9 protein-coding genes are annotated in these 12,649 nt (G+C 44.3%); 6 read left to right on the plus strand and 3 right to left on the minus strand.

All coding sequences use genetic code 11. The features are described 5' to 3' along the window. Nucleotides 1–55 precede the first annotated feature (55 nt). Nucleotides 56–2,776, minus strand: a complete 2,721-nt coding sequence (gene gyrA, locus R7P74_RS18545) for a DNA topoisomerase (ATP-hydrolyzing) subunit A (RefSeq protein WP_318123036.1) — start codon at nt 2,774–2,776, stop codon at nt 56–58. A gap of 475 nt (nt 2,777–3,251) precedes the next feature. Here gyrA and ubiG point away from each other — a divergent pair, with 475 nt between their 5' ends. From ubiG to yfaE, 4 genes are all read left to right on the plus strand, one after another. Further along, nucleotides 3,252–3,959: a bifunctional 2-polyprenyl-6-hydroxyphenol methylase/3-demethylubiquinol 3-O-methyltransferase UbiG gene (gene ubiG, locus R7P74_RS18550; RefSeq protein ID WP_017636129.1), complete on the plus strand. Its 708-nt coding sequence runs from the start codon at nt 3,252–3,254 to the stop codon at nt 3,957–3,959. A 501-nt stretch (nt 3,960–4,460) separates the two neighbouring features. Next, entirely contained in the window at nt 4,461–6,743 is a 2,283-nt protein-coding gene (gene nrdA / locus R7P74_RS18555; protein WP_005376819.1) for a class 1a ribonucleoside-diphosphate reductase subunit alpha, read from the plus strand. An 83-nt stretch (nt 6,744–6,826) separates the two neighbouring features. After that, nucleotides 6,827–7,960 carry a class Ia ribonucleoside-diphosphate reductase subunit beta gene (nrdB, locus tag R7P74_RS18560; protein ID WP_005376818.1) on the plus strand — a complete coding sequence of 378 codons (1,134 nt, stop codon included), beginning with the start codon at nt 6,827–6,829 and terminating at the stop codon, nt 7,958–7,960. Next, nucleotides 7,960–8,241, plus strand: a complete 282-nt coding sequence (gene yfaE / locus R7P74_RS18565) for a class I ribonucleotide reductase maintenance protein YfaE (protein ID WP_005376817.1) — start codon at nt 7,960–7,962, stop codon at nt 8,239–8,241. The genes nrdB and yfaE overlap by 1 nt, the downstream gene beginning before the upstream one ends. A 96-nt stretch (nt 8,242–8,337) precedes the next feature. On the opposite strand, the gene R7P74_RS18570 is transcribed toward yfaE, so the two are convergent. Next, nucleotides 8,338–9,570 carry a CinA family nicotinamide mononucleotide deamidase-related protein gene (locus R7P74_RS18570; protein ID WP_151514966.1) on the minus strand — a complete coding sequence of 411 codons (1,233 nt, stop codon included), beginning with the start codon at nt 9,568–9,570 and terminating at the stop codon, nt 8,338–8,340. 191 nt (nt 9,571–9,761) lie between these two features. Between R7P74_RS18570 and R7P74_RS18575 the strand changes: the two genes are divergently transcribed. Both R7P74_RS18575 and R7P74_RS18580 read left to right on the plus strand, forming a co-directional pair. Further along, nucleotides 9,762–10,664 (plus strand): DUF3943 domain-containing protein, encoded by a 903-nt coding sequence (locus tag R7P74_RS18575; protein WP_005376815.1) that lies wholly within the window; start codon nt 9,762–9,764, stop codon nt 10,662–10,664. Between the two features lie 221 nt (nt 10,665–10,885). Continuing rightward, nucleotides 10,886–11,398, plus strand: a complete 513-nt coding sequence (locus R7P74_RS18580) for a glycine cleavage system protein R (RefSeq protein WP_064354133.1) — start codon at nt 10,886–10,888, stop codon at nt 11,396–11,398. A gap of 77 nt (nt 11,399–11,475) precedes the next feature. Here the strand turns inward: R7P74_RS18580 and nspC are convergent, their stop codons facing one another. Beyond that, nucleotides 11,476–12,609 carry a carboxynorspermidine decarboxylase gene (gene nspC / locus R7P74_RS18585; RefSeq protein ID WP_025767273.1) on the minus strand — a complete coding sequence of 378 codons (1,134 nt, stop codon included), beginning with the start codon at nt 12,607–12,609 and terminating at the stop codon, nt 11,476–11,478. Nucleotides 12,610–12,649 lie beyond the last annotated feature (40 nt).

The following is a 12,649-nucleotide window of genomic DNA, read 5'->3' on the forward strand; positions in this document are numbered from 1 at the left end:
CAAAAAAGCCGAGCAACTGAGGCTCGGCTTTTCATATCAGGATAACGATGTAAGATTACTCTTCGTTACCTTCCTCTGCATCATCAGCAGCTGGAGCTTCTGAAGCGTCTTGCTGCGTACTTTCGCCTGTTGACTCTAACGCTTCTGCATCTTCATCAGCAGGCAGCTCTTCATCATCAACTTCTTCAATACGTTGCAAACCAACAACTGATTCATCTTCCGCAGTACGGATAAGCGTTACGCCTTGTGTGTTACGACCAACCTGGCTAACTTCACCCACACGAGTACGTACTAACGTGCCAGCGTCGGTGATCATCATCATTTCATCACCTTCAACAACCTGGATAGCACCAACTACCGGGCCATTTCGCTCAGAAACTTTGATAGAAACTACACCTTGAGTGCCACGACCTTTTGTCGGGTACTCGCTAAGTGCTGTTCGTTTACCATAACCGTTTTCTGTAACCGTTAGGATGTCGCCTTCGTGCGAAGGAACAATAAGTGATACAACTTGGTCATTTTCAGCCAATTTCATACCACGAACACCAGAGGCGGTACGACCCATAGGACGAACACCTTTAAACTTAATCTCTGGCTGACCATTCTCATCAAGAACTGGTTTACCATTTTCATCAAGTACTGGAATCTCTTCTGCTTCTTTAAAGCGAACCACTTTACCCGCTTTAGAGAACAGCATGATTTCGTTTTCGCCGTTAGTGATATCCACACCGATTAACGAATCGTCTTCACGTAGGTTCACAGCGATTAGGCCGTTTGAACGTACGTTTGCAAACTGGTTCAACGGCGTTTTCTTAACCGTACCGTCACCTGTTGCCATGAAGATGAATTTGTCTTCAGAGAATTCATCAACACGTAGAATCGCGGTAATGCGCTCACCTTCTTCTAATGGAAGGATGTTCACAATTGGCTTACCACGCGCAGTACGGCTCGCTAGAGGCAATTGGTAAACTTTCAGGCGGTATGTCTTACCACGAGTAGAGAAACACAAGATGTTATCGTGGGTATTCGCCACTAGAAGACGCTCGATATGGTCTTCATCTTTCATCTTAGTCGCACTCTTACCTTTACCACCACGGCGCTGTGACTCGTAGTCGCTCAGTACTTGGTACTTAACGTAACCACCGTGAGATAGAGTAACCACAACGTCTTCACGTGCGATCAGCTCTTCCATGTCAATATCATGGCTCGCAGCTGTGATTTCTGTACGACGAGCGTCACCAAAGCCGTCACGAACCGCTTCAAGTTCTTCACGGATCACTTCCATCAAACGCTCAGTGCTCGCAAGGATATGCATGAGTTCAGCGATTTCTTCTAGAAGTGTTTTGTATTCGCCAAGAATCTTCTCGTGTTCTAGACCTGTTAGTTTATGTAAACGTAGATCTAGGATAGCTTGTGCTTGTTGCTCAGTCAGGAAGTACTGACCATCACGAATACCATATTCAGGCTCTAGCCATTCAGGGCGCGCAGCATCTGTACCAGCACGCTCTAGCATTGCTGAAACGTTGCCTAAATCCCAACCACGAGCGATAAGACCCGCTTTTGCTTCAGCCGGTGTAGGTGCCTTACGGATAAGCTCAATGATTTCATCAATGTTAGCAAGCGCTAGAGCTAAACCTTCAAGGATATGAGCACGTTCACGCGCTTTACGCAGTTCGAAGATAGTACGACGTGTCACAACTTCACGACGGTGATCAACGAAGCACTTCAGCATATCTTTTAGGTTGAATAGCTGTGGCTGGCCATTGTTTAGGGCCACCATGTTGATACCGAAAGTGGTTTGCAGCTGAGTCTGAGCGTAAAGGTTGTTTAGAACTACTTCGCCCACAGCATCGCGCTTACACTCAATAACAATGCGCATACCGTCTTTATCTGACTCGTCGCGCAGTGCACTGATGCCTTCTACTTTCTTATCTTTAACTAGCTCAGCGATCTTTTCGATCAAGCGAGCTTTGTTCACCTGGTAAGGAATTTCAGTGACGATAATGGTCTCTTTACCATTCTTCTCCACTTCGATGTCCGCTTTCGAACGCATGTAGATTTTGCCGCGACCTGTTTTGTACGCGTCTACAATGCCTTTACGACCGCTGATAAGCGCCGCCGTTGGGAAATCAGGACCAGGAATGTAATCCATTAGTTCATCAATAGTGATTTCTTCATTATTGATGTATGCAAGACAGCCATCAATCACTTCGCCAAGGTTATGAGGCGGGATGTTGGTTGCCATACCTACTGCGATACCAGAAGCACCGTTAACCAATAGGTTTGGAATTTTAGTTGGAAGAACCGCTGGGATCTGCTCAGTACCGTCGTAGTTTGGTACGTAGTCTACGGTTTCTTTGTCTAGGTCAGCCAATAGTTCATGGGCAATTTTTGCCATTCGAACTTCGGTGTAACGCATTGCCGCAGCAGAGTCGCCATCGATCGAGCCAAAGTTACCTTGACCATCGACCAGCATGTAACGAAGCGAGAACGGCTGAGCCATACGTACGATTGTGTCGTACACAGCAATATCACCGTGTGGGTGATATTTACCGATTACGTCGCCGACAACACGGGCTGATTTTTTATATGGTTTGTTCCAATCGTTGCCTAGTACGTTCATCGCGAATAAAACGCGGCGGTGTACTGGTTTTAGGCCATCACGCACATCTGGAAGAGCACGACCCACGATGACTGACATCGCATAGTCTAGGTATGAACCTCTAAGCTCATCTTCAATGTTTACGGGCGTGATCTCTTTAGCTAAATCGCTCATAGAGCCATTATCCCTCTATTATCTGATCGTAATTACGATACGTGTAAGGTGCAAAAATATAACACACAATTCATCACTTCGGCATCACTTTCCCTCTCCTTTTATCAGGTTGTGAGCTTGGTTATGAATCAAATGTCGAGAATTTGCACACTCATCCCATATCTTTCTGATTAGTGGTTATATTTCGGTCAATATTGAGCAAAATCGGACCCTTTACGCGGAAAAGCGAGGTAAATTCCTTTAACTACACAACGCGAAAATGCAGGTTTTAGAGTTATTATCACTGGCACCAGTTCAAGGATGAACCAAAAACAATAGTTAGCGCTTTACAAATTACAGGCACCTGTCTCGATTGCCGCGCCAGTGAACTCTGTCATTGTCCCTTAACTAAGCACATCGAGGTTGTTTGGGTGTAAAACGTTGGAGTATACTGGCGCCCTCTAAAGGACTCAGATTGAATGCAATAAAACCAATTATGACTAAAGCACAAAACGTCGACCCAAGTGAAATTAAGAAATTCGAGGACATGGCTTCTCGATGGTGGGATTTAGAAGGCGAGTTTAAGCCGCTTCATCAAATTAACCCACTTCGTTTGAACTATGTACTTGAAAAAGCAAATGGCTTGTTTGGCAAGCGAACACTTGATGTCGGCTGTGGTGGTGGCATTCTTGCTGAAAGCATGGCAAAAGAAGGCGCTATTGTGACGGGGCTTGATATGGGTAAAGAACCATTAGAAGTCGCGCGACTACATGCATTAGAAACAGGCACTCAACTGACCTACATTCAGAGCACAATAGAAGACCACGCTATAGAAAACGCAGGAACTTACGATGTCGTGACTTGTATGGAGATGCTTGAACACGTTCCAGATCCTCTCTCCGTTATCCGCTCTTGTGCTGCGCTAGTCAAACCCGGTGGTCACGTGTTTTTCTCAACTTTGAACCGAAACATTAAGTCGTACTTATTTGCTATTGTCGGTGCTGAGAAGCTTCTTAAGATTGTTCCTGAAGGCACTCATGAGCACGATAAGTTTATCAAGCCAGCCGAAATGATGAAGATGATAGACCAAACTGACCTGACGGAAATGGGCATTACTGGGCTTCATTACAACCCTCTAAATGATAGCTACAAACTCGGTCGTAATGTAGATGTAAACTACATCGTTCATACTAAAAAATACTGAACGCTATTAAGTTAAAAAATGAGTTTTGTGATTGACATTTTTTAAAGAAAATGAATCGGAAGCGGTAGCACAAAGTTGCCGCTTTTTTTGTCTTTTTATGGCTAAAATTCGTGCTCTAGATTCCATTTTGACCAAGCCATTTTTCGTAGATAAAAACGGCCAAAGATCAAGGAAAATATTTTTGCATGCGGTTATTTCTAAACCGATCTCGAAACCGTACTTTTAACCATTCAAGTCTGCCCTTTTCTCATCGGTTAGTGTTCACTTACTGATTTTTTTCATTTTGTCAGTTATCCACAAGTCATCCCCGATCTGTACCTTGATAAATCAGTGTAATAGCACTATCTTGTAACCCGCAAACAAATGAACCCCTATATGTTGTGTTTAAGCGACAATATATAGATAGACTTTGATCACAAAGCCGCCGCAAGCTTTACTCATATTGCACATAAACAAACAAAAATACGGCTTTTATCAGTTTTCTTAGGGAAATAAAGCAGAATGAACCAACAACTTACCGTCACCAAGCGTGATGGCCGTAAAGAAAGTATCGATCTGGATAAAATCCACCGCGTTATCACTTGGGCTGCAGAAGGTCTAGATAATGTTTCGGTTTCTCAAGTAGAACTTCGCGCTCACATCCAGTTTTACGACGGCATCACAACGACAGATATTCACGAGACAATCATCAAGTCTGCGGCAGACCTGATCTCTGAAGAGACTCCGGATTACCAATACCTAGCTGCTCGCCTAGCGGTATTCCATCTGCGTAAAAAAGCGTATGGCCAATACGAGCCACCAACGCTTTATGATCACGTGTCTCGCCTCGTCGATATGGGTAAGTACGATCAACATATTCTAGAAGACTACACAAAAGCAGAACTCGACGAACTTGATGCGTACCTCGACCATAAACGCGACCTAAATTTCTCATACGCGGCAGTTAAGCAGCTAGAGGGTAAGTACTTCGTACAGAACCGTGTTACGGGCCAAATTTACGAAAGTGCTCAGTTCTTATACATCCTTGTAGCAGCGTGCTTATTTGCGAAATATCCAAAAGCGACACGTCTTGATTACATCAAACGTTTCTACGATGCGACATCGACATTTAAGATTTCTCTACCTACGCCAATTATGTCTGGCGTGCGTACCCCTACTCGCCAGTTCAGCTCATGTGTTCTGATCGAGTGTGGCGACAGTCTTGATTCTATTAACGCAACAGCAAGCTCAATTGTTCGTTACGTATCTCAGCGCGCTGGTATTGGTATCAACGCAGGTCGTATCCGTGCATTAGGCTCAGAGATTCGCGGTGGTGAAGCATTCCACACTGGTTGTATTCCGTTCTACAAGTACTTCCAAACAGCAGTAAAATGTTGTTCACAAGGTGGTGTACGTGGTGGCGCAGCTACTGTGTTCTACCCAATGTGGCACGGTGAAGCACGCTCACTAATGGTACTTAAGAACAACCGTGGTGTTGAAGAAAACCGTGTTCGTCACATGGACTACGGTGTTCAGTTAAACAAACTGATGTACCAACGTTTAGTTGAAGGCGGCAATATTACGCTATTCTCACCATCTGATGTACCTGGTCTGTACGACGCATTCTTCGAAAACCAAGAAGAGTTTGAGCGTCTATACGTGAAGTACGAGAACGATCCTTCAATCAAGAAAGAAACGGTTAAAGCGATTGAAATGTTCACTCTGCTAATGCAAGAGCGTGCATCAACGGGTCGTATCTACATCCAGAACGTGGACCACTGTAATACTCACAGCCCATTTGATTCTGAAGTCGCTCCAGTTCGTCAGTCGAACCTATGTTTAGAAATCGCACTGCCAACGAAACCATTAACTAACGTTGAAGATGACTCAGGCGAGATCGCACTGTGTACGCTTTCTGCATTCAACTTAGGTGCTATCAAGTCTCTAGATGATTTCGAAGAGCTATCCGATCTTGTTGTTCGTGCGTTAGATGCACTGCTTGATTACCAAGATTACCCTCTACCAGCGGCATACAAATCGACTATGAACCGTCGTACGCTAGGTGTTGGTGTGATTAACTTTGCTTACTACTTAGCGAAGAATGGCGTGAAATACTCTGACGGTAGCGCGAACGGCCTAACTCACCGTACGTTCGAAGCAATGCAGTACTACCTATTGAAAGCATCTGTAGCACTGGCGAAAGAGCAAGGTAAGTGTCCTTCATTCGACGAGACGAACTACGCGAAAGGCTTACTGCCGATTGATACGTATAAGAAAGATATCGATCTAATTTGTGACGAAGCGCTGCACTACGACTGGGACAGCCTACGTAAAGAAATTATGGAGCACGGCCTACGTAACTCAACACTGACTGCACTAATGCCTTCTGAGACTTCTTCTCAGATTTCAAACGCAACTAACGGTATTGAGCCACCACGTGGTTACGTTTCAGTAAAAGCTTCGAAAGACGGTATCCTGAAGCAAGTTGTACCAGAGTTCACAGAACTTAAAGACAGCTATGAACTGCTTTGGAATATCGGTTCGAACGACGGTTATCTACACCTTGTGGGTATTATGCAGAAGTTTGTTGACCAAGCTATCTCTGCTAATACTAACTACGACCCGTCACGTTACGAGACTGGCAAGGTTCCAATGAAGAAACTACTTCAAGACCTGCTAACAGCGTATAAGTTTGGTGTGAAAACGCTTTACTACCACAACACTCGTGATGGCGCGAAAGATGAACAGAAAGACGCTGTTCAACCACAAGATGACGATTGTGCTGGCGGCGGTTGTAAGATTTAATCTTCCCGTACCTAGCGAACCCGTAAAGACAGACTATCGATAACCTCCCCCTTACGGGGAGGTTTAAAAGGAATTGAGGCATTATGGCTTACAGTACTTTTAACCAAAAAAAGAATGACCAATTGAAGGAACCTATGTTCCTAGGTCAATCAGTAAACGTTGCACGTTACGACCAACAAAAGTTTGAGATTTTCGAAAAACTTATCGAGAAACAACTTTCTTTCTTCTGGCGTCCAGAAGAAGTAGACGTATCTAGCGACCGTATCGATTACAACAAACTGCCAGATCACGAGAAGCACATCTTCATCTCTAACTTGAAGTACCAAACGCTTCTTGACTCTATCCAAGGCCGCAGCCCTAACGTGGCACTGCTGCCGCTTGTGTCTCTACCAGAACTAGAGACTTGGATTGAGACTTGGTCTTTCTCTGAAACGATTCACTCTCGTTCTTACACACACATTATTCGTAACATCGTGAACGATCCTGCTGTAGTGTTTGATGATATCGTTGAGAACGAGCACATTCTGAAGCGTGCAAAAGACATCGCGCACTACTACGACGATTTGATTCAAGCGACGAATGATTACCATCGCTACGGTGAAGGTGAGCATGTCCTTAACGGTGAAACGGTTAAGGTTAGTCTGTACGATCTTAAGAAGAAGCTGTACATCTGTTTGATGTCTGTTAACGCATTAGAAGCTATTCGTTTTTACGTCAGTTTCGCATGTTCTTTCGCTTTCGCAGAACGCGAACTAATGGAAGGTAACGCGAAAATCATCAAGCTGATCGCTCGTGACGAAGCACTTCACTTAAACGGCACGCAGCACATGATCAACCTGCTACGTAACGGTCAAGATGACTTCACTTTCATGCAAATCGCAGAAGAGGCAAAACAGGACTGTTTTGACCTATTCAAAGAAGCGGCTGAGCAAGAAAAAGAGTGGGCAGAGTATCTATTCAAAGATGGCTCTATGATCGGTCTAAACAAAGACATCCTAAGCCAATACGTTGAATACATCACAAATATTCGTATGCAAGCGGTAGGTCTACCAGCAGCGTATCCAGAAGCAACAACCAACCCAATTCCATGGATTAACGCTTGGTTGTCTTCAGATAACGTTCAAGTTGCGCCTCAAGAAGCAGAAATCTCTTCTTACCTTGTGGGTCAAATTGACAATGAAGTTCGCGCAGATGACTTCGAAGGATTCGAGCTGTAATGGCAACACTCAAAATCAACAAACTGATCAGCATTGAATCCAACCCTTCCAATACGATTTTGGAAACAATGGAGCAAGCTGGCCTATTACCAGAATACAACTGCCGTGATGGGCACTGCGGCGCCTGTCGCTGCAAATTGGAGTCTGGTGAAGTGGAGTATGTTGGTTTTGCCATGGCTTACACACAAAGTGATGAAATATTACCTTGTATCTGTAAAGCAAAATCAGATTTGTCACTTAGCGGCGTTAACTACGCGATGAAAGAAAAGCAGCGCGCATAACGTTGACTCGACGGTATAAAATGCAAAAGCCAAGGCAATCACCTTGGCTTTTTTGTCTCTGTGTTTTGTCTCTCAGACTACTGTATAGAGCTTTGGTTATAAAGCACTGCTCGGGAGGTGCATCTCTTTAACTTTCTCTAAAAATGCATAATGCGCAAACATCGGTTTACGTTCTAGGTAGCGACGCAACAAGTCTAGAGCTGCCGTGCTGATCACTTTAACTTGATCACTGCGCTGATACTTTTTCGAGAGTTTATATAACGCTCCCCACTCGCCTGACGGTGTCGATAAAGCGACGGAAAAAAAACCCTCTTCAATATGGCCAGTAACGAGTGATAAATCCGTCCCACACTTCTCTCGCGTAGCACCAGCCAGAGCAAACGTTTCTGCTAATGGATCTCCGCTGTTGGCCATCGCTTGAGTCAGGCTCGGTAGTATCCAACCATGCCCTAGTTGCTTTTCAGCGTTTTCATCACCGTTTAGCCAGTACGTTAAGTATCCTCCGCTACTTTTTTCGGAGGTCGACACTGTTAGTCCTTTATCGACCAACAACTGGCCGACATTTTCAACCATAGGTAAATCAATACTAACGGTATTACTCTCAAGGTGTTTATTAATTATCTGTACGAGTTTCAAACGCTGTTCAAGCTGATCTGAAGGACCAAAAAGTTTCACTTCAATAAAAGGCAAGTAAGAGCGATACCCTAGCTCATAGCCTTGAGGAAGTTTTAGCTGATCTAGCTTATCTGAAATACCGGATTCAGATAGACCAAACGTGTAGATTCGACTACAACATGAACCTTGAACATCGGGAAACACTCTTCTCAGATCGGGAAGAATTTGCGTCTCTGCCATGAGCTTAAATTCACTTGGTACACCCGGTGTGAAATAAAAAATGGCATCATTAATCAGCATTTTGAAACCGCAAGCAGTGCCTATCGGGTTGTCCAATATCTCTGCCGTTTCTGGCAGCATTGCTTGCTTTAAATTACTGTCCGGCATAGGGATGCCACGTCGAGCATACAAACTTTCTAGATGCTGCAACCACTCTTGGAATAGCACCAGTTTACAATCGGCGGCTCTCGCGGCGGCGGCAGCACTCATGTCATCCGTTGTAGGGCCTAAACCACCATTAACAATAACCACATCGTTGTTAAAGCTGAGCATTAAAAACTCTTCAACCAAACTCGATAGGCTATCACCAACCGTTGAGCGCTTTGTTAAGCCAAATCCATGTTGATAAAACAGGCTAGACAACCATGCCGCATTAGTATCAACAATATCACCGTGGAGGACTTCCTCACCAGTACTAAGCATTGCTATTTTCACAACTGACTCCTGAACGTAAGCACAATCCTATTTTCGTTATAGCGCTTATTTTTCTTTTTATTTGGACAAATCTCGCCGAGGTTTGTTGGGACTAAATAAGGGTCAAGTGTTTAAATGATTGATGTTTTGAGGGATAATTACGAGCCCGAACATACACCATTAACTCGGAGACCTTTGTGTCAAAATCATCCATGTTCAAGACGACTCTAACAGGCCTTTGCTTGGCTTCGTCAGCGCTTGCGCACGCAAGTCACTATGACCTAAGCCGTCATACAGAGTTTTCTTACACACCTGATTGCTTGTCAGGTTACTGCGAAACGACGACTCTGTACACCTTCGAGGCTCAAAATCGCGGTGTTATGTATGAACAGAATAATGATGATTCGCTAAACCTTGACGCAGGGCTTCAGCCTAAACATCTCATCATCCCTCAAGATAAAGACTGGGATTACCTGATGGGTCAAACCTACACCATTCTAGGTCTCAGTATCGCGACCGTAGGCATGATGACTTTTCTTCCAGAAAGTATCACCAAATGGGACGAAGAAGACCGAGACATGAGTAAGTTGGGGCAAAAGTGGAAAGATAATGTCTCTGACGGCCCCGTTTGGGATCGCGATGAACATGTCCTCAACTACATCATGCACCCATATTTTGGCGGCGTTTACTACACGGCAGCACGTCACGCTGGCTATAATGAATTTCAGTCGTTTTTGTACTCCGCAACTATGTCGACGTTCTTTTGGGAGTATGGCGTGGAGGCGTTCGCAGAAGTACCATCTTGGCAGGATATTTTTATCACACCATTCTTTGGTGCTGTTGTTGGTGAAATGATGTTAACGGCTGAGCAAGACATTATTGCAAACGGCGGCGAAGTTATGGGCTCTGAAACCGCAGGTGATGTTTCGCTCTTCTTCTTAAACCCTGTTGGACATATTCATTATTGGGTAACTGATGCATGGGGCGGTAGTGCAGAACTACAATTCAATTCATCACCTTGGTTTGGAAACCAAGATGTTGCAAAATTCGCCATGGACGCAGGCGCAAACTATGACAGTCAATTTTATGGTGTCGAGTTAAAAGTAACCTTCTAATCCTAAGTTGATACTCGGTAAAAAGCAGCCTTACGATGGCTGTTTTTTTGTGCTCTGAACATTGTTTTAATTATTTGCATCACGAATTAGTGTTAAAAATTGACTTTCATCAAACATTACCCGCCCTTAGCACCTACACTAAATAAAAGGATTTATTCCAATAACTTAAGTAGCACGTTTATTCGTACTGCGTCCAAACCTTGATTCCAGGAGGGGACATTATGAACACCGTATTTATTGTTAATTTTGTCGGACAAGCGTCACCCGCCACGATTAAAGAGCTCGCTGCAATCACACACGAAAACGGCGGGAAATGGCTGATCAGCAAAGTAAACTTTATCGAAGACCAAGTTGCAGGTGTCATCAAAGTAGAGCTTCCAAGAGAAAATGCCGACATCGTTAAACAGGCGTTCTCTTCTTGTCAGACTCTTGTTGTTAGGTTCGTCGACTCTGAACCTCATTCATATCGTGAAGAGACTATCTTCCAACTTCGTTTAGATGCCAACGATAGAGCGGGTATTGTGAATGAAATTACTCACGTTCTCGATAATCAAGGTATCTCAATTTTAGATATGGATTGTCAGCGTGTATTCATTGCTGGAGGCGGAGGGGTAAGCTCTAGCTTATTCAGCGCTAAAATGGCGATAAAACTACCTAGCGAGCTAGAAATTGAAGACATAGCCAATGAGTTAGAATCTCTGAGTGAAGACACTCGTGTAATTGTAGAAAGCTAACTGCATACCTTTAACGCTTCCCCAATAAAAAGAGCAGCAATTCAGCTGCTCTTTGTCGTTCTAATACTCAATACGTTTTATTTCACTGACCACTGAGACAGTGAACGTTTGAAATCAGAGTAGTCAAATTCATTCAGTTTTTGAATGTCACCATTCGAGCGTTCACAGTAGACCGACGGCATACGTAGACCGTTAAACCAGTTTAGTTTCACCATGGTGTAACCGGCACTATCTAGAATATGCAGACGCTGTCCTATCTCTAGAGGCTGTTCGAAGTTCGCCACGCAGAACTGGTCACCAGCCAAACAAGAGCACGAGCCGATCACATACTCATGTTCACCATTTTCAGATGCTTCAAGGATTGACGCTGGCTCATTGTAGATCAACGTATCTAAGCGGTGAGCTTCTGTGGCCGAATCGACAATCGCCGTCTTCTTTACGTTCTCTACAATATCAACCACTGTTACAACGAGATCAGTGGTCTTAGTAATTATCGCTTCACCCGGCTCTAAATACATTTGTACGCCGTGTTTCTCTGAGAACGCTTTAAGTGCTAACCCCAACTTCTCGATATCGTACCCCGGCCATGTGAAGAACACGCCGCCGCCCATGCTCACCCAGTCCAGCTTATCTAGGTACTCGCCAAACTGATCTGAAATAGCATCGAGTAAGCCGATAAACGCATCTACGTCTTTGTTCTCACAGTTCATGTGGAACATTACGCCATCAATACCATCAAAAATTTCCGGTTTGATGTGATCAGCCTGAACCCCAAGACGAGAGAATTGACGCGCTGGGTTTGCTAAGTCTTGCCCTGCATAGCTCACACCTGGGTTTAGGCGCAAGCCAATCGATGCTTTACCTTCGACAATATGACGATAAGCCGCTAGCTGTGACTGAGAGTTAAAGATCATCTTGTCACAGATGTCCGCCACATCGCGAACGTCATCTTCGCTGTAACCCACACTGTATGCGTGTGTCTCACCACCGAACGTTTCGTAGCCAAGCTTCACTTCAAACGGGCCAGAACTTGTTGTTCCGTCTAGGTAAGGCTTGATGATGTCGAATACACCCCATGTTGAGAAGCACTTCAGTGCTAATACAAGCTTCACACCAGAGATGTCTTTTAGCTGTTTTGCTTTCTCTAGATTCTCAATCAGCTTGTCTTCATTGATCATGAAGTATGGCGTTTTTAGTTCGTTTTGTTGCATTTTGATACCTTACGTCCCTTCGCCTTAGCAAAGACACTAT

It is taken from the genome of Vibrio sp. 2033, from assembly GCF_033339735.1.